We start from the raw sequence: 18542 nt of genomic DNA on the forward strand, positions 1-18542 counted from the left end.
CGCCCGATATATCCATTACTACAATCACGAGCGCATCAAGCTTAAACTCAACGGGCTGAGCCCCGTGCAATACAGAACTCAGCTCCTGGCCACATAACGGTCAAAACCGTCCAACTTTGTGGGGTCACTTCACTTCGGAGTCAGACACCGGTAGCGCGTAATCCTGGACGTGGTGTCTGACTCCCGCAGGGTGTCTGACACCTTCGGAGTCAGACACCGGTAGCGCGTAATCCTGGGCGTGGTGTCTGACTCCCGCAGGGTGTCTGACACCTCCGGAGTCAGACACCGCGTGTGCCGCCCGAGGCGCCGCTCGCGCCGGTGGTCCGGCTTACTCTATCTTGATGCCTGCGCGGTCGATCACGCCGGTCCACTTCTTGACTTCGGCATTGACCAGCTTCTTGAACTGTTCCGGCGTGCTTGCCACGACTTCTACACCCTGCTTGCCGAAACGCTCGATGACGTCTTTTTCTTTAAGCATGTCGGTCATGCCCGCGTTCACCTTATTGATGATGGGCGCCGGCGTGCCCGCCGGCGCCTGCATGCCGAACCACACCGACACCTCGTAGCCCGGCACGCCGGCTTCTGCCACGGTGGGCACGTCGGGCAACAGCGCCGCCCGCTTGGCGCCGGTGGCGCCCAGAGCCGTCAGCTTGCCGGCGCTGATGTTGGGATACACGTTCGGAAGATTGTCGAACAGCACGTCGATATCGCCGGCCAGCAGCGCGGCAACAGCCGGCGCACTGCCTTTGTAGGGAATGTGGGTCATCTTGGTGCCGGTCATTTCCAGGAAGAGCTCCATGGAAAGATGGTTCGATGAACCTGAGCCGGTCGAGCCGTAGTTGACCTTGCCCGGATTGGCCTTGGCATAGTCGATCAGATCCTTGACCGACTTGAACTTCGAATCGGCGCGGACGGTAAGAATGTTCTGTGTACTGCCCGCCCAGATGACAGGCTCGAAATCCTTCAGCGCGTCATAGGGCATTTTGTCGCGATACAGCCCGGGCAGCGCCGAGAAGGGCAGCGGCGTGATCAACAGCGTGTAGCCGTCCGGCGCGGCCTGGGCCGCGGCCGTGTTGCCGATCAGGGTATTGCCGCCCGGCTTGTTCTCGACCACGACCGACTGCTTCCACTTCTTGGTCAGGTAGTCGCTGGCCGTCCTGGCCAGGGTGTCGTTGAAGCCGCCCGGCGTGTACGGCACGATGATGCGGACCGCGCGGTCGGGATACGCGTCGGCCTCGCTTGCCACAGTGGGTTGGATGATGAGCGCCAGTCCGACGCCGGCCAGCAGCGCCGCCAGTTTTCCTGTCTTCATGATGTTGTCTCCCAGGCCTTGGGGCCTTCTCTTTGGTGTTATCAGAACTTCACGACATAACCCGGCCCATCGATGACCGGGAACTCCTTGAACACAGCTTCGTCCACTTCGACGCCCAGGCCGGGGCCTTTGGGCGGCTCGACGCAGCCGTCTTCGCCGATGGCGAACACAGAACCGAACATGTCGCGCAGCGGGTTGAAGTGGGATACGCAGGCCTCGAAGTAACCCGCGTTTTCGGTAGCCGCCAGGAAATGCAGGGTGGCCGCGTGGTTAAGGCCCGTGGCGGAGCTGTGCGCGTGCACGGGGATGCGGAAGGCCGAGGCCATGGCGGCGATGCGCACGCCTTCTGTGATGCCGCCGGTCTTGGAAAGGTCTGGCTGCCACACTTGTACGGCGCCCGCTTCAAGCATCTGGCCAAATTCGAAGCGCGTGTAGTGGTTCTCGCCCGCCGCGATGGGCACCAGCGGCGTGATCTTGGCGGCCTCGCGATAAGACGCGAAGTCGTTGCAGGCAAAGGGCTCTTCGAGCCAACCTGCCTGGATATCGGCCAGCACCGGCAAGACGCGGCGCGCCTGGGCGATCGTGTAGGCGGTGTTGGCATCGGTCAGGATATCGATATCGTCGCCCAGCACCTTGCGAACCTGCAGGCAGCGAGCGATGTCGTTCTGCGCGGTATCGCCCAGCCGCAGCTTGACTGCGCGGTAGCCCTGCGCCACATACGATTGCGCTTCTTCGGCCAGGGATTCCGGCGCCTGGTAGCCCATCGAAATGCCGCCCGCATAGGCGGGCAGGCGCTTGTGCGAACCGCCCAGCAGTTCATAAAGAGGCAGGTTGGCCGCCTTGCCCTTGATGTCCCACAACGCCATGTCGATGCCCGAAAGCGCCAGGGCAGCGCCGGCTCCCAGCCCGTGGCTGGACAACTGCATGCGATGCACGCGCTGCCACGCGCCGACCACGTCGTGCGCGGACATTCCCACCAGCAGCGGCGCCAGGGTGTTGTGGATCAGGCTGACAATGGCGCCCGGGCTGCGTCCCGGGTGTGCCTCGCCGTAGCCGACAATGCCGTCGGATGTCTCGACCCGCACCACGATGGCGTCGCGCTTCAGGGTGCTGCCCACCCCCATGGTCACCGTTTTGCCCTGGGGCAGCTTGTATGACAGCGGGATGGCGGTAATGCTGCTGATCTTCATGATGTCTCCAGGGGGCTGTTATTGGAAGTTCACAATATTGGAAGGACGCTCGCCTCGGATGAGCGCGAGCTGGGTTTGCACTGCCAGCAGGCCCATGGCCCGCTCGGCGTCGCCGGTCGTGCCCGCCAGGTGCGGCGTCAGCGTGACACGCGGATGGTTGCGCAGCGGGCTGTCCATGGGCAGCGGCTGCGTGGCGAACACATCCAGCACGGCGCCGCCCAGCGCGCCTGCCTGCAGCGCACTCACTAGCGCGGGTTCGTCTATCACCGGCCCGCGGGCCACGTTCACGAGCACCAGGCCGGGCCTGGCGCGGGCCAGCACCTGATGGCCGATCATGCCGCGCGTCTGCTCGGTCAGCGGGCAGGCCAGCACGACGAAGTCGCTGCGTTCAAACAGCTCCGCAAGCCCGCAGGCGCCGACCGCGGCGGGCAGGCGGGAGACGCTGCGCGTATGGGCGGCGACCTGCATGCCGAAGCCCGCCGACGCGATTTCGGCGACGCGTCGGCCTATTGCGCCAAAGCCCACGATGCCCAGCGCGCGGCCGCGCAGCTCATAGGTGAGCGCCCCGGCCTCTCGTCGGGCAGCCCAGGCGCCGCGCCGCACCTCGGCATCGAAATGCCGCAGGCGGCGGGCGCTTTCCAGCATGGCCATGACGGCGTACTCGGCTACGGCATTGGCGTTGACGTCGGGCGTGTTGGCCACCGGAAGGCCTTGCGCGGTTGCGCGGTCCACGGGGATGAAGTCCACGCCCACGCCGTGACGCACCACGCCGCGCAGGGAGTGCGGGCCATCGAAAATATCGGCAGGCAGTTGCCGGCGCACGATCAGCCCCTGCGCGTCCTGCACCAGGTGCCGCAATGCATCGGCCGCCGCCGTGCCGGCCAGTTGCGGGTCGGGCGACAGCACGATGGCTTCGCGGGCCAGCGCCGCATGCGCATCGGGGTGGATGGCATCGGTGAGGACCACCTTGGGTTGCTCTGGCAGTGGGTTGCCCATGGCGGGGCGCTTAGCCGAGATGGCGCAGGATCTGCGCGGTGAATGCATCGGTGCCGGCCCGCCCGCCAAGGTCGGGCGTGACTTCGCGGTCGTCGGCGGCCAGCGCGCCCTCTATGGCGCGCATGATGGCGCCGGCCGCTTCCGCCTGGCCCAGGTGATCCAGCATCATGGCGGCCGACCAGATCTGCCCGACGGGGTTGGCGATGCCCTTGCCGGCGATATCGGGCGCCGAGCCGTGCACGGGTTCGAACATGGACGGATGCTTGCGTTCGGGGTTGATATTGGCGCTGGGCGCCACGGCAATGGTCCCCGTCACGCCGGGCCCCAGGTCGGACAGAATGTCGCCAAACAGATTCGATCCCACCACCACATCGAAGCGCTCCGGCGACATGACGAACCGCGCGGCAAGAATGTCGATGTGATATTGGTCGATGGCCACATCCGGGTACTGCCGGGCCACGGCGGCAAAGCGCTCGTCCCAGAATGGCATGGAATGGTAGATGCCGTTGGACTTGGTGGCCGACGTTACGTGGTTGCGTCCCAGGCGCTGCGCGAGCAGGAACGCATAGTGCAGAATGCGGTCGGTGCCGCGCCGCGTGAAGATTGCTTCCTGCGTGACGAACTCGTGCTCGGTACCCGCGAACATGCGTCCGCCGACTTGCGAATACTCGCCTTCGGTGTTTTCGCGCACGATCCAGAAATCGATCTTGCGCTGTGCGGCGTTGGCCAGGGGGCACGGCACACCCGGCAGCAGTCGTACGGGCCGCAGGTTCACGTACTGGTCGAACTCGCGGCGGATGGGAATCAGCAGATTCCACAGCGACACGTGGTCCGGCACGCCCGGGAACCCCACCGCGCCCAGGAAGATGGCGTCGCTGTCGCGCAGCCGTTCGATGCCATCGTCGGGCATCATCTTGCCGGTGGCCTTGTAGGTTTCGCAGCTCCAGTCGTAGTGGCGATACGCAAGATTGAAGCCATGCAGGGCGCTGACCGCATCCAGCACGCGCAAGGCGGCGGGCACGACTTCGTTGCCGATGCCGTCGCCGGGCACGACCGAGATGGTGTAGGTGTTTTCGCGCATGGGGCCTCGCGGTCAGGCTGCGGGACCGCCGGTGGGCGGACCGCCGGCGATATGGTCTACCAGCTGTGGCACGGGCGCCTGGTCGAGTCCGGCCTGCGCGGCGTCGGCGTATAGCGCGCGGATCGCCCGTGCAAGTTCGCCCTGCGCCCCTTGTTCTTCGGTCATGGTGCAGTAATAGCCCATGTCCTTCAATGCGTTGGACACCGAGAAGCGGAAACCCGACGGATCGCCCGATTCGATATAGGGCCGCAGGCGGGTGAGCACCACGCTGTTGCCGCCGCCCGCGGCCAGAATGTCGCAGAATGCCTGGGCATCTGCGCCGGACAGCCGGGCGCAGGCGGCCGCCTCGGCCAGCACGGCCGAGAAGCCGAGCGACACGTAGTTGTGCAGCAGCTTCATTTTGTGGCCCGAGCCCACGTCGCCGGCGTACGCGATGTTCTCGGCGTAGCTTTGCAGCACCGGCAGGCAATCTTCGAATACCTCGCGCGCGCCGCCCACGATCAGGTTGAGCCGGCCTTCGGCCGCCTCTTTGGGCGTGCGGGTCATGGGCGCATCAAGAAAGCGCCCGCCCGCCGCGTGCACCGCCTTGGCGATCTTCAGCGTCGAAGAAGGAATGGCGGTCGAGCAGTCGATGATCGTGCTTCCCGCCCGCAACCCTTGCAGGGCGCCGTCATCGCCAAGCAGTACCGCTTCGACCTGCGGGCTGCCCGTCACGCACAGGATCAGGACGTCGACCTGGCCGGCGAGTTCGCGCGCGTCGGCGCAGGTCCTGGCGCCCGCGCCGATCAGCGTGTCCAGCGGCTGGTTGCCGGGATGCTCCAGCACGGTCAGCGGATAGCCGGCCCGCAGCAGGCTGGCGGCGATGCCCGACCCCATCAAACCCGCGCCGATCAGGCCGATATTGCGCTTTTGTTCGCTCATGGAATTCTTCCGTCAGTAGTGGAAAGCGCTTACCGGGGTCCAAGCCCGCCCGCGCAGATGTATTTGATTTCGACGTAGTCATCCACGCCGTACTTGGACCCTTCGCGGCCCACGCCCGATTCCTTGATGCCGCCGAAGGGCGCGAGCTCGGTCGAGATGATTCCTTCGTTGAGCCCGACGATGCCCGTTTCGAGCGATTCGGCCACGCGCCAGGCGCGCGCGTAGTTCGAGGTATAGAAGTACGCGGCCAGGCCGAACGGGGTGTCGTTGGCCAGCGCCACGGCCTCGTCTTCGTTGCTGAAGCGGATCAGCGGCGCCACGGGGCCAAAGGTTTCTTCCTGCATCAGCTTTGCGTGGCGAGGCACATCCACCAGAATGGATGGCTCGAAGAACAGGCCGCCCAGGGCGTGCTCACGACCCCCGGTCAGTATGCGGGCGCCGCCCGAAACCGCATCATCGATATGCTCGCGCACCTTGTCGACCGCGGCCCGGTCGATAAGCGGGCCGATGTCAACCGTTTCTTCCAGCCCGTCGCCCACGCGCAAGGCCTGCACCGCCTGCTGCAGGCGCCGGGAAAATTCATCGTAGACGCCGTCCTGTACGAAGATGCGGTTGGCACATACGCATGTCTGGCCCGCGTTCCTGAATTTGGACGCCATGGCTCCGGCCACGGCCAGGTCCAGGTCGGCGTCGTCGAACACGATGAAGGGCGCGTTGCCGCCCAGTTCCATCGATACCTTCTTCATGGTGCCGGCGCATTGCTCCATCAGCTGCTTGCCCACGCTGGTGGATCCGGTAAACGACAGCTTGCGCACGATGGGGTTGCCGGTCAGTTCACCGCCCACCACATCGGACTTGCCCGTAACGACGTTGAGCACGCCGGCCGGGATGCCGGCCTCGGCCGCAAGCTCCGCCAGGGCCAGCGCCGAATACGGCGTTGCGGTGGCCGGCTTGATGACGATGGTGCACCCGGCAGCCAGCGCCGCCCCGGCCTTGCGGGTGATCATGGCATTGGGAAAGTTCCATGGCGTGATGGCGGCCACCACGCCCACGGGCTGTTTGATCACCACAATGCGCCGGTCGGCTGTGGCCGCGGGGATAACGTCGCCGTATACACGCTTGGCCTCTTCCGCAAACCACTCCAGGAAGGACGAGCCGTAGGCGATCTCGCCTCGCGATTCCTTCAGCGGCTTGCCCTGCTCCAGGGTGAGCAGAGTGGCCAGGTCCTCCTGGTGCTGCATGCACAAATCGAACCAGCGGCGGATGCACTGCGATCGCTGCTTGGCAGACTGGGCGCGCCAGGCCGGCAGGGCGCGGTCGGCGGCGGCGATAGCCTCGCGCACGTCGTGCTGCGTCATGGCGGGCACGCTGCCCAGCACGGACCCGTCGGCGGGGTTCACGACGTCAATGGTCTTTCCGTCGGAGGAATCGACCCAGGCGCCGTCTACATGGCATTGCTGGCGAAAAAGGGAAGGTCTGTTCAGTTTCATCATGGTGTCTGTGGGTATGGAGGAATCAGCGGGGTTCAAGCAGATTGCCGGGTTTGCTGCCCCGGTACAGCGCGTCGAGTCCGTCTATCAGCAGCCACCCCATCGCGTCGCGCGTCTCGAGCGTGGCGCTGCCGATGTGCGGCGACAGAAAGACGTTGTCGAGTCCGCGATAGCGGGCGTCGATGCGCGGTTCGTTGGCAAAGACGTCCAGCCCCGCGGCAAAAAGCCGGCGCGATTCCAGCGCCGCGATCAGGGCGTCGTCGTCAACCAGGTCGCCGCGGGAAATGTTCACCAGCACGGACTGCGGCGGCATGAGGGCAATGGCGTCCGCGTTGATGACGCCCTTGAGCTGCGGCGCGCCGGGCGCCGCAATGACCAGCACGTCGGCCACCCGCAGCAGGCCGGCCAGGCTCGCGTGGTAGACGGCCCCGCCTTCCTGGTCGGGCGGCAGCCGCCTGCGGTTGTGGTAATGGATTTCCATGCCGAAAGCGCGGGCGCGCGCCGCGATTTCGCGCCCGATCCGGCCCATGCCGAAGATGGCCGCGCGCCGGCCGGCCAGGCCTTTTCCAAGCAGCTGCGTCGGGCTCCAGCCGTGCCATTGCCCGCTGCGCACCAGGCGGTCGGCCTCGTAGGCGCGCCGGCAGGCGTTGAGCATCAGCATCATGGCGATTTCGGAACAGGCAACGCTCAGGACGTCGGGCGTGTGCAGCACCTGGATGCCAAGTTCGTGCGCGGCGGCCAGGTCGATGTGGTCATGGCCGACGGATAGCGTGGCCACGTAGCGCAGCGTGCCGGCCAGGCTGCGCAGCACGTCTGCGTTGATGGGTTCGGTGGCCGTTACGAACAGCACCTGTGCGCCTTGCGCCGCGCGCACGATCTGGTCGCGGGAAAGAATGCTGTCGTCTTCGTTGACGCGTAGCCCGTACCGCTCGCGCAGCGCGGCCTCTACCCCTGGGGTGAAGCGCCGGCACAGATACGCCTGGGGTCTGTGAGCACCTTGAGGCATTGTCGGCTTGTCTCCGTTGTTTTTTATACTGTCAATTTATATGACAAATTTGTCAAGCGAATTTACTGCTGCTAGTATCGCGGCATGTTTTCAGGCGACGCCATGCACGATCACGATTTCCAGCCCGACTCTGAAGGCACGCTTGCCGACCGCGTCACCGATATGCTGGCGCGCCAGATCCGTAGCGGCGCCTATCCGGTCAATGCCCGGCTGCCCACCGAAAAAATCATGACCGAGGAATACGGCGTCAGCCGCACGGTGGTCCGCGAGGCCATCGCCCGGCTGAAGTCCGAGGGCTTGGTGGAAACACGCCAGGGCAGTGGAACGGTGGTACTGCCGCGCGGCGCGAGCGATGCTTTCCGACTGGGCAAGCCGGACGAGGATCTTGCCCGCGGGGTGCTGCGCATCCTGGAGCTGCGTCGCGGCATTGAAGCCGAAATGGCCGCCCTGGCCGCCGAACGGCGCACGGCGCAGCAAATGGCGCTCATCAACCGCGCCCTGATCAATATCGACAACGCGGTAAGCGCGGGCGGCGATGGCGTGGAAGAAGACCTGGCCTTTCATCTGGCCATCGCGCGCGCCACCGACAACCCGCATTACGCCGAGCTGCTGGGCATGCTGACGCGGGCATTGCGCGACGCCATCCGCGTCACCCGCGGCAACGAAGCTCGCCAGGCTGCGCTTGCGGAAGACGTGCGGGCCGAGCACGAGGCCATACGCTGGGCCATCGAGCATCGCGATGTGCAAGCCGCACGGGTCGCCGCATTCCGCCACATGCAAAGCACGGCCCAGCGCATCGAGAATGTGGACCCGGGTTACTGGAAGGGCGCCAGCAGCGCCGCCGCCCGCCGCCTGGCCCGCACGCGCCTGGCCGCCACGATACGGGGCACGGCCGATCCGGCAGACTCCTGATGCCGTACTGCGTGCGGGAACCGGGGTTTCCACATGCTGCTCACGAGGGCGTACGTCTCGAAACAACCGGGTGATTTACGCTTTATGTCCGCCCGGCTACGATCGATCGCTGTCCTCAGCGCCGGCATGCGCTACCGGGCGGCAGCGCCGAGGCGCAACGATATTTCTTCGTGCAGCAACCGTGTCTGAGGAGAGAATCGATGAAACGCGTACATAAGTCCGTGGCTGCGGCTGTGGTTTGCGCCTTCGCGCTGCATGGCAATGCCGCAGCCCTGGCCCAGCCGGCCGGGGTTGCGGCCTACCAGCCCACCGTTGGCCAGTCGGGCAAGGACGTCGTGTGGGTTCCCACGCCGCAATCGCTGGTGGACCGCATGCTGGACATGGCCGAGCTTACCCCGCAAGACCGCCTGGTGGACCTGGGCAGCGGCGACGGGCGCACCGTGATCACGGCCGCGCAGCGTGGCGCCACCGCGCGCGGCATAGAGTTCAACCCCGACATGGTGGCGCTGGCCAAGCGCGCCGCGCGCGATGCGGGCGTAACCGACAAGGCGACGTTCGAACATGGCGACATCTTCAAATCCGATTTTTCGGATGCCACGGTGGTTACGCTGTTCCTGTTGCCCGCCCTGAATCTGAAGCTGCGTCCCACCTTGCTCGACATGAAGCCCGGCACCCGCATCGTGTCCAACTCGTTCACCATGGACGACTGGGAGCCCGACGAGACCGTGTCCGCGCAGGACTGTTCGGCATATTGCAGCGCCTATAAATGGGTCGTGCCGGCAAAGGTAGCCGGACGATGGACCATGGACGGCAAAGAACTCGTGCTGGACCAGACTTTCCAGAAGCTCACGGGCACCCTGCGCGATGGCGGCAATGCCATCCCCATTACCGACGCCCGCCTGAATGGCGAACATATCGAGTTCAGCGCCGGCGCGCAGACCTATACGGGGCGGGTGTCCGGCCAACAGATGCAAGGCAAGGTAGGCGGCAAGCCCTGGACTGCGACGCGCGCCGGAAGCTGATGCAGGGGCATGCCGAACCACCTTTGGCGTGGGCCGCGCGCCAAAGGTAACCACCAGGCCAGACAGCGGGCGGTACGGACGATACGCCGGGCGCAGACCGGCACCCATCAGTGGTGCGCGCGCGCGACCGCTGCTCTGTTCATTTCTTTTCCTGATCCAGGCGTTGCCGCCGGGCCGTAGGCGCTCGGCCGATATGCCTTGGGGCGAAGTTCCAGCTTCGTCAAAACAGTTGTTTCAGTCAATTTCGGGGACGCATCTCTCGGCCGATATCGGAAACGAGAATGGTTATCCTTTGCGTCGAACTTTTCTGACTAAAAACTGAAGCAATCGGCCTGCTTCGATGCGTTTCAACGTACGGCTGATGCTTCGTCCCCGTTATTTACTGGAGTGTTGCATGTATCCCCCGCCTGACTACGCGTGGCCCCGTGCCGTGGCTGGTGCGCCGATGAAAGCGCTGGCTGCTGCCATCCTGTTCGGAACATCCGTGGCGGCGCCCGCCCAGGCGGCCGAGTCGAACGCCCCCGTTGCCGAAATGGAAAGCGTAGTGGTTACCGCCAGCGGCTTCGAGCAGAACGTCGTGGACGCACCGGCGTCGATCAGCGTGATTCCGCGCCAGAAGCTGGAACAGGGCAACTATCGCGACCTGAACGACGCGTTGCGTGATATTCCGGGCGTGATCATTACGTCCAATGGCGACAATAACGGCCGGGGCGATATCAGCCTGCGCGGCATGGGGTCGGCCTACACGCTGATTCTGGTGGATGGCAAGCGCACCAATACCCGCGAAACGCAGGCCAACGGCAGCACGGGCACCGATCAGAGCTGGGCGCCGCCGCTGTCGGCCATCGAGCGTATCGAAGTCGTGCGCGGCCCGATGTCTTCTTTGTATGGGTCGGACGCCATGGGCGGCGTGGTCAATATCATTACGCGCAAGGTTGCCAAAGAATGGAACGGCGCCATACGCGCGGAGACGACCATCCAGCAACATTCGCGTTCGGGCGACGAGCACCAGGGCAATTTTTATCTCAGCGGCCCCATCAAGAGCGACCTGCTGGGCCTGAGCATCTATGGCGTGTACACGCATCGTGACGAAGACCACGTCTACGAAGGCTACAACAAGGCCCGCAATATGGGCGGCACAGTCAAGCTTGCGTTGACGCCGACCAAGGACCACGACATCGTGCTTGAGGCGGAAGACTACAAGCAGCGATTCGAATCCAACCTGGGCAGGACGCTGGATCCGGAGACCAATGACGAAGACAGCCTGCGCGACTTCGAGCGCCAGCGCTATGCGCTCAGTCACAACGGCCGCTGGACGCCCAATCTGCTTACGGATTCCTATGTTCAACGCGAGCGCACCCACAACGTCACGCGCGAAATGACGATCGTGAACACGATCGCCAGCAGCAATTTCACTTATCTGTTCGACCGCCATACGACGGTGTTCGGCGCATACTACGAAAAGAACGAGCTGGACGATTCGACGTCCAACACGATCTCGGACCTGTCCACGGCCGACCGCTGGCAGTACGCCTTTTTTGCCGAAGATGAATGGCGCATTACCGACGACTTCGCGCTGACGGCGGGGCTGCGCTGGGACAAGGAAAAAACCGCCGGCTCGCATTGGTCGCCGCGCCTGTACGGCGTGTATCACCTCAACGACAACTGGACGGTCAAGGGCGGGGTGTCAACGGGCTTCAAGGCGCCGAACATCCGCCAGACGATCCCGAACTGGGGCGCGTCCAGCCGCGGCGGCGACCGCTACGGAAACCCGGATCTTCAGCCGGAAAAATCCCTGACCAAGGAAATCGGCGTGCTGTACAACGCCGACAATGGCCTGCAAGCCGGCCTGACGCTGTTTGACAACAAGTTCGAAGACAAGATCACTCGCGTGCCTTGCCCGGAATGCGGGCCCCCGAACCGCTTTGGCCGCTCGCCCACCACCTATGCCAACGTGGACAACGCCGTTACGCGTGGCGTAGAAGCCAGCCTGACGGCGCCCCTGACCGAGACCATCACCTTGAACTCGGCATACACCTACACGTACTCGAAGCAGAAATCGGGCGAGTACGCAGGGCAGCCGCTGAACCAGTTGCCCAAGCACATGTTCAACGTCGGCCTGGATTGGCAGGCGACTTCGGACCTGAATCTGTGGACGCGCCTGCAGTTCCGCGGCAAGGAAAGCGACCCCACCACCACGCCGTCGTCGGGCGAGCCGTTTGTGGCGCCGTCGTATACCTTCGTGGATCTGGGCGGCTCGTATAACGTAAACAAGAACGTAGTGCTGCGTGCGGGTATCTATAACCTGTTCGACAAGACGGTCACCTACGACGATTACCAATTCGTCGAGGACGGGCGTCGCCTCTGGCTGGCCATGGACATCCGGTTCTGATAGCGCCACATATGATGTCGAACCTTCCGCAAGCCCCTGCCGCGGCAGGGGCCGCGGCGGCGCGCAAGCCTGCGGCCACCGGGCTGCCGATGCGTTACCGCGTGGCTGTGTTGTACCGCTTTGTCCTGGCCCTGGCGGGCGGCTACGCCTGTGGCAGCTTCGGCGCCATGGCGATCGCGACGGCTTTTTCCGGATATCGGGGCAGCGCAGCCATGAGCGCCACGCTGGCCGCTTTTTCGATACAGACCGCCGCATTCATCTGGGTATTCATGGTGCGCAGCACGCTCAAGGCCACCCTGGGCATTGTGGTATTCGGCGCGCTTATGCTCGCCATCTTCAAATTGGCCGGAGGCTGAGTTGCGCCCAGACTTGAAACCCGAAGGCCCGCGGCAATCGATGTCGTGGCTGCATACGTGGTCCAGCCTGCTGCTGGGCTGGCTGCTGTTCGCGATATTCCTGACCGGCACCTTGAGCTTTTTCTATCCGGAAATAACGGTATGGATGAAACCGGAACTGCATCGGTCCGTGCCGCCGGCGAGCCCGGCTCGGCAGGCAGAAGTTGCCGTGGACTACTTGCAGAAGCACCATGCCGATGCAGGCAGCTGGCTGATCCAGCTGCCCAATGAACGTTCCAATACCACAGTGGTGACGGTGCGAGGCCAGGACGAAGACCCGCGCGCCCGCCGTGGCGGCACGCGCATCACGCTGGACAGCGCCACCGGCCAGCAGCTGCAAAGCCGCGAGACTCGCGGCGGCGCCTTCCTGTACCGCTTCCATTTCGAGCTGTACGGCTTGCCGCGGATATGGGCGCGCTGGATCGTGGGCATCGCCACATTGCTGATGTTCGTATCCATCATCAGCGGCATCATCACGCACAAGAAGATCTTCGCCGATTTCTTCACCTTCCGGCGCGGCAAGGGCCAGCGTTCCTGGCTGGACGCGCACAACGCGACGGCGGTGCTGGCTTTGCCTTTTCACATCATGATCACCTTCAGCGGCCTGCTGCTGCTGATGTTCACCATCATGCCGTGGGGCGTGACGCAGCTCTACGACAGCCGCATCCAGTTCCTGCAAGACCAGAATCGCGCCGTGCTAACCGCGGCGGGGCAGGGCGCGCGACCGAACCCGCCAACGTCGTCGCCCGCGGAGCTGGCCCCGCTGGCGCCCATCCTGGCCGACGCGCACGCGGCATGGCAAGATAATCCGGTCGGCTCCATCAACATCATTGCGCCCAATACCAGCCAGGCACAGATTGAGTTGCGTGCGCTGCATAGCGCGGGCGTGGCCACGCGCAACGTGTACCCGAGCCTGCGCTACGACGGCGTGACCGGCGCCCGGGTCCCGGACAGCGGCGCGGCCGCGTCCGGGCCTTCGGTGCCCATGGCCACGTACAACGTGCTGACCACCCTGCATGAGGGCCGCGGCGTCGACGCAGCCTTTCGGTGGCTGTTGTTTCTTTCCGGCATCGTGGGCAGTGTCATGGTCGCCACCGGCCTGGTGCTGTGGTGCGTAAAGCGCTTGCCTCAGCAGCAAAAGCGCGGCGGCAAGTCGTTCGGCTATCGCCTGGTAGAGGCGACCAATGCCGCCGCCATTGTGGGCCTGCCCATTGCCTGCGCGGCCTACTTCTACGCTAACCGGATATTGCCGGCCGATATGGCGGGGCGCGCCGAACGCGAGATCCACGTATTTTTTGTGGTCTGGCTGGCAACGCTGTTGTATGCGGGCGTGCGCCCCAACCGCCGGGCCTGGCTGGACCTGTTGCTGGTGGCCGGCCTTGCCTACGCCAGCTTGCCCGCGCTGAATGCCCTGACCGGCGGCACCCCGGTATGGCATGCCATGTCGCACGGGCAGTGGATGATCGCCTCGTTCGATCTTGCGGCCTTGGTTTTTGCGGCCGTCTTCGCCTTTGCCTGGCGCAGGCTGCGGCTGCACCAGGGTGTGCTGGCGCGCAAGGCCGTGCCTGCCGCCGCCACTGCAGGGGGCGCCGCATGAGCTTCTTTCTGCTTGCGTGGTGCGTGTGCACGCTGGGATTCATCGCCCTGGCTGCTTCCATGCCCCGACACCAAGAACAGATATTCGGCAAGGAACTTGGCCAGCCGCGCAGCCGCGTCGCGGCCGCAGCAGGCTGGGCGATGCTGGGTCTTGGCCTGGCTGTGTGCCTGCCTGGCGGTGTCTTGAGCAATATGGTCAGCTACTGGGTGGGTGTGCTGACGTTTTCCGCGCTGGCCGTTGTGCTGTGGCTGAGCTACATGGCGCATCGCCTGGGTTGGCTGGCGGCCGCATGTGCCGCCATGGCGCTGCCCTGCCTGTTTGCCATGGCGCGTTGATGGCCGCGCCGCGAGGGCGCGGGCACGGCCTGTGGCGGCCTCAACTCTTGAACACGTCTTCCAGGTCGACGATTTCTTCGGGCGGTTCGAGCGTGCAGCTTTGTTCGATGTGCGTCAGGTGCTGCAGCGTCAGCGCCTCGGCGCGCTTGGCGTCGCCGGCTTCGATGGCATCGATGATGAGCGAGTGTTCGTCGTGGCGGCAGCTGGTGGCCGTGGGCAGGTTGTAGAGGAAAATCACCAGGCAGGTCTGGGTGGACAGTTCGCGCATCATGCGCGCGAGCTCCAGGTTGCCGGCCAGCTCGCTCAGCACAATGTGGAACTCGCCGGCCAGCCGCACGATGGCGCGCTTGTCGTTGCGTTCGCGCGCGGCTTGTTCAAGGATGGCGTGCTCGCGCAGCCGCTGCAGCTTCTCGGGCGTCAGGTTGGCCGTCAGGCGGCGCACCACTGCCGGTTCAATGATGCGCCGAGCCTCGAACACGTCTTTTGCTTTCTCGATCGTGGGCTTGGCGACGAACGCGCCCCGTTGCGGGATGAGCTCGACCACCTGCTCGTGCGCCAAGCGCGCAAGCACCTCGCGGATGCGCGGGCGGCTGACCGAGAAAATCTCGGCGAGTCTTTCTTCTACCAATTTCGTGCCGGGCTTGAGGCGGTTGTCCAGCACCGCCGAATACACGCGCTCATGGATCTCGTTGACAGTGCTTTCTCGTTTTTCTGAAGTCATGGATGCTTGGGGAAGGTCTTAGACGTAGGCGCTTGAGGCATTTTTCGCAGCTTAGACCAACGCGCCCCGAATGGCGCGGCCGGCCGCGTGTACATCAGCATCCGAATTGTAGATATTTTTCGATGTTTTTGTTTTATATCGGGTTAACACTAATGTAAGCATTATTGTTGTCAGTCATAGAATAGCGCTGTAGTTGATTCAGCAACGAGGGGATGGCCCCTCACGCCTCACGGAAGCGGATGACCTCAGCGGCCTTCGATCTCGTCCTGCGCAATGCCGTCCTGGCGACGGCCAGCGACACATACCGGGCTGACCTGGGGGTGCGGCATGGCCGTATTGCCCAGATCGGCCTGGATCTGCCGGCGGGCCGCCAGGAAATCGACGTCGGGGGGCGCGTGGTCACGCCCGGGGGCATCGATGCCCACTGCCACCTGGACCAGCCCATGGCTCCCCCGGTGCGGCTGGCCGACGATTTTCTTACCGGCACCCGTTCGGCAGCGTGCGGCGGCACAACCACGATCATTCCCTTCGCGGCACAGCAGAAGGGCGCAACCCTGCAAGCAGCCATTGACGACTACCATCGGCGCGCGCACGGCAAGGCATGCGTCGACTACGGCTTTCACCTCATCCTTACAGACCCGACGCCGGCGGTGCTGGACGACGAGCTGCCCCGACTGATCGCAGCCGGATATACCTCGTTCAAGCTATACATGACGTACGAGAGCCTCAGGCTCTCCGACCGCCAGATCCTGGATGTGCTCGACGCGGTGCGGCGCCACGGCGGCATGCCCATGATTCATGCCGAGAATGCCGACTGCATTGCGTGGCTGACCGAGCGGCTGGAAGCGGCTGGCCGCCTGGCGCCGCGCTTTCACGGCTGGTCGCGGCCGGCGCTGGTCGAGCGCGAAGGCGCGCACCGCGCCATTGCGATGGCCGAACTGGTGGACGTGCCTGTGCTGCTGGTGCACATATCGGGCGGCCAGGCGGTAGACCAGATCCGCGAAGCCCGCGCCGCCGGCCTGAACATCAATGCTGAAACCTGCCCGCAGTACCTGTTCCTGACAGCCGAAGACCTGGGCATCGACGACAGTTATCACGGCGCGCGCTGTGTATGCAGCCCGCCACCCCGCGACGCCGCTTCGCAACAGCAGATATGGCAGGGGCTGGCCGACGGCCTGTTCCAGGTGTTCTCGTCCGACCACTCGCCGTTCAACCTTCACGGCGAAGACGGCAAGACGCCGGGGGGCGCAGAAGTCGCCTTCCGTCATATTCCCAACGGCATCCCCGGCATCGAAACTCGGATGCCGCTGTTGTATTCCGAAGGCGTGCTGGGCGGTCGCATCAGCCTGAACAAATTCGTCGAGCTGACAAGCACCGGCCCTGCGCGCGCGTACGGGCTGTATCCGCGCAAGGGAACACTGGCAGTCGGCGCCGACGCCGACCTGGTTGTGTGGGACGAGCGCGACTTCGTGCTCGACAACGCGCACCTGCATCACGCCGTCGACTACACCCCTTATGCCGGCCGGCGCCTGCGCGCCTGGCCGGGCCTGACGCTCTTGCGCGGGCAGGTCGTCTGGGACGGCCAAACCTTTACCGGTACGCCGGGCGGCGGCCAGTTCCTGCCGCGCGGCCTGCCTTCACTGTTTCCGATAGGCGCCCGCGCGCCGGGCCACCGTACCTGGCTGCAGGCAGCGCTTGCATCCTGAACCTGGAGTATTGAACGTGACTGCCACCACCCTGATCCAGAATGCCGACACCGTCGTGGCCTGGGACGACTCCCGCCAGAGCCACGTCTATATGCGCAATACCGACGTTGCGTTCCGTGACGGCCAGATCGTCCATGTCGGCCCTGGCTATGCCGCCGGGCCCGACTGCGAAATGGTGGACGGACGCGGCATGATGGTCATGCCGGGCCTGGTCGACATCCACAGCCACCTGGTGCACGAGCCCATCAACAAAGGCTATACCGACGAAACCGGTTCGGCCGGGTTGTACAACTCCAACTTGTACGAGTACATGCCCACGATGGAGGGCGACGACGAGGCGGCGCCGCACCAGTTGACCCTGGCCTGTGCCGAACTGCTGATGTCGGGCGTGACGACGGTGGTCGATATGTCGGTCGCCCATGAGCAATGGATCGACATCCTGGCCAAGAGCGGCCTGCGCGCCTATGTGACGCCGATGTTCCGTTCGGCCCGCTGGTTTACGCGCAACGGCCACGTGGTGGAATACGAGTGGAACGAAAAGGCGGGGTACCAAGGCCTGGAACGCGCATTGCAGCTGATCGAGCTGGCGCAAAAGCACGAGTCGGGCCGGCTGGAAGGCATGCTGTGTCCCGCCCAGATCGACACCTGCACGGCCGACCTGTTGCGCGACAGCCATGCAGAAGCGCGCCGCCGCAAGATCGGCTGGCAGACGCATGCGGCGCAATCGCTGCCGGAGTTCCACGAAATCACCCGCCGCCATGGGCTGACGCCGGTGCAGTGGCTGCACAGCCTGGGGGTGCTCGATCCCGCCAGCATCGTCGGCCACGGCATTTTCGTCGATGACCATCCCAACACCCATTGGAGCACGGCCACCGATCTGCCCATCCTGGCCGAAACGGGCGCCAGCGTCGCGCATTGCCCCACCGTATTCATGCGCCGCGGCATGGCATTGCGCGATTTCGGCCGCTACCGCCGCGCCGGCATCAACCTGGGTATCGGCACCGATACTTACCCGCACAACATGATCGAAGAAATGCGCCATGTGGGATACCTGGCGCGCCTGATGGCCCAGACCCCCCGCGCCACTACGACGGGCGACGTATTCCATGCCGCCACCGTCGGCGGCGCGCAGGCGCTGGGCCGTACCGACATCGGCCGCATTGCGGTCGGGGCCCGCGCCGACATCGTGATGGTCGACATGACGCACCATCTGATGCGTCCGTCGCGCGACCCGGTGCGCAGCCTGGTGTATGCGGCGGCCGACCGTGCCGTGCATACCGTCTACATCGATGGACGGCGGGTGGTGCACAAAGGCGAAGTCGACTCGCTGGACTACCGCAATGCCGCCGCCGAAGTGGACGAGGCCCAGCGCCGCGCCGAGGCGCTGGTGCCCGAGCGCGATCTGGTCGCCGGCCGCACCGCACAAGAAATGTCGCCACTGTCGTTCGACGTGGTCTGAACCATCC

Annotated in this window: 17 protein-coding genes; 9 read left to right on the top strand and 8 right to left on the bottom strand. The window is 64.8% G+C overall.

Translation table 11 applies throughout. The features are described 5' to 3' along the window. Positions 1–97, top strand: a 97-nt coding sequence (locus CAL19_RS00005) for an IS3 family transposase (RefSeq protein WP_141214337.1), incomplete at its 5' end; no start/stop codon positions are given. Positions 98–328: 231 nt separating this feature from the next. On the opposite strand, the gene CAL19_RS00010 is transcribed toward CAL19_RS00005, so the two are convergent. Genes CAL19_RS00010 through CAL19_RS00040 form a run of 7 tightly spaced genes read right to left on the bottom strand, consistent with a single transcriptional unit; the run spans position 329 to position 7996 of the window. After that, on the bottom strand, positions 329–1312 hold the full coding sequence (locus tag CAL19_RS00010) for a Bug family tripartite tricarboxylate transporter substrate binding protein (RefSeq protein ID WP_094795700.1): 984 nt from the start codon (positions 1310–1312) through the stop codon (positions 329–331). A gap of 41 nt (positions 1313–1353) precedes the next feature. After that, positions 1354–2502: a mandelate racemase/muconate lactonizing enzyme family protein gene (locus tag CAL19_RS00015; protein WP_026639502.1), complete on the bottom strand. Its 1149-nt coding sequence runs from the start codon at positions 2500–2502 to the stop codon at positions 1354–1356. Positions 2503–2520: 18 nt separating this feature from the next. Next, complete coding sequence (locus CAL19_RS00020) at positions 2521–3498, bottom strand: hydroxyacid dehydrogenase (RefSeq protein WP_026639501.1); 978 nt, start codon at positions 3496–3498, stop codon at positions 2521–2523. A gap of 10 nt (positions 3499–3508) precedes the next feature. Next, positions 3509–4579, bottom strand: a complete 1071-nt coding sequence (locus CAL19_RS00025) for a tartrate dehydrogenase (RefSeq protein ID WP_094795701.1) — start codon at positions 4577–4579, stop codon at positions 3509–3511. Positions 4580–4591: 12 nt separating this feature from the next. Next, on the bottom strand, positions 4592–5500 hold the full coding sequence (locus tag CAL19_RS00030) for an NAD(P)-dependent oxidoreductase (protein WP_026639499.1): 909 nt from the start codon (positions 5498–5500) through the stop codon (positions 4592–4594). 29 nt (positions 5501–5529) lie between these two features. Next, the gene (locus CAL19_RS00035) at positions 5530–6990 is read right to left on the bottom strand and encodes an NAD-dependent succinate-semialdehyde dehydrogenase (RefSeq protein WP_094795900.1); all 1461 of its coding nucleotides are present in this window, start codon (positions 6988–6990) and stop codon (positions 5530–5532) included. A gap of 25 nt (positions 6991–7015) precedes the next feature. After that, on the bottom strand, positions 7016–7996 hold the full coding sequence (locus tag CAL19_RS00040) for a 2-hydroxyacid dehydrogenase (RefSeq protein WP_094795702.1): 981 nt from the start codon (positions 7994–7996) through the stop codon (positions 7016–7018). 102 nt (positions 7997–8098) lie between these two features. On the opposite strand from CAL19_RS00040, the gene CAL19_RS00045 reads away from it, so the two are divergent. From CAL19_RS00045 to CAL19_RS00070, 6 genes are all read left to right on the top strand, one after another. Further along, positions 8099–8908: a FadR/GntR family transcriptional regulator gene (locus CAL19_RS00045; RefSeq protein ID WP_038852296.1), complete on the top strand. Its 810-nt coding sequence runs from the start codon at positions 8099–8101 to the stop codon at positions 8906–8908. Positions 8909–9108: 200 nt separating this feature from the next. Further along, complete coding sequence (locus CAL19_RS00050) at positions 9109–9930, top strand: SAM-dependent methyltransferase (RefSeq protein WP_026639496.1); 822 nt, start codon at positions 9109–9111, stop codon at positions 9928–9930. Between the two features lie 394 nt (positions 9931–10324). After that, positions 10325–12322 carry a ligand-gated channel protein gene (locus tag CAL19_RS00055; protein WP_094795703.1) on the top strand — a complete coding sequence of 666 codons (1998 nt, stop codon included), beginning with the start codon at positions 10325–10327 and terminating at the stop codon, positions 12320–12322. Positions 12323–12333: 11 nt separating this feature from the next. Next, the gene (locus CAL19_RS00060; protein WP_094795704.1) at positions 12334–12678 is read left to right on the top strand and encodes a hypothetical protein; all 345 of its coding nucleotides are present in this window, start codon (positions 12334–12336) and stop codon (positions 12676–12678) included. Between the two features lie 13 nt (positions 12679–12691). Continuing rightward, complete coding sequence (locus CAL19_RS00065; RefSeq protein WP_249276230.1) at positions 12692–14314, top strand: PepSY-associated TM helix domain-containing protein; 1623 nt, start codon at positions 12692–12694, stop codon at positions 14312–14314. Further along, positions 14311–14649, top strand: coding sequence for a DUF3325 domain-containing protein (locus CAL19_RS00070; RefSeq protein WP_094795706.1), 339 nt, complete (start codon positions 14311–14313; stop codon positions 14647–14649). Before CAL19_RS00065 ends, CAL19_RS00070 begins: the two co-directional genes overlap by 4 nt. Positions 14650–14689: 40 nt before the next feature. Here the strand turns inward: CAL19_RS00070 and CAL19_RS00075 are convergent, their stop codons facing one another. Further along, positions 14690–15370, bottom strand: a complete 681-nt coding sequence (locus CAL19_RS00075) for a GntR family transcriptional regulator (protein ID WP_026639492.1) — start codon at positions 15368–15370, stop codon at positions 14690–14692. Positions 15371–15609: 239 nt separating this feature from the next. Between CAL19_RS00075 and hydA the strand changes: the two genes are divergently transcribed. Together hydA and CAL19_RS00085 are read left to right on the top strand one after the other, a co-directional pair. Beyond that, positions 15610–17076: a dihydropyrimidinase gene (hydA, locus tag CAL19_RS00080; RefSeq protein WP_094795707.1), complete on the top strand. Its 1467-nt coding sequence runs from the start codon at positions 15610–15612 to the stop codon at positions 17074–17076. 16 nt (positions 17077–17092) lie between these two features. Further along, on the top strand, positions 17093–18535 hold the full coding sequence (locus tag CAL19_RS00085; protein WP_026639491.1) for an amidohydrolase family protein: 1443 nt from the start codon (positions 17093–17095) through the stop codon (positions 18533–18535). Positions 18536–18542 lie beyond the last annotated feature (7 nt).

This window comes from Bordetella genomosp. 7 (assembly GCF_002261265.1).
In the GTDB taxonomy this organism is placed as follows: domain Bacteria; phylum Pseudomonadota; class Gammaproteobacteria; order Burkholderiales; family Burkholderiaceae_B; genus Bordetella_A.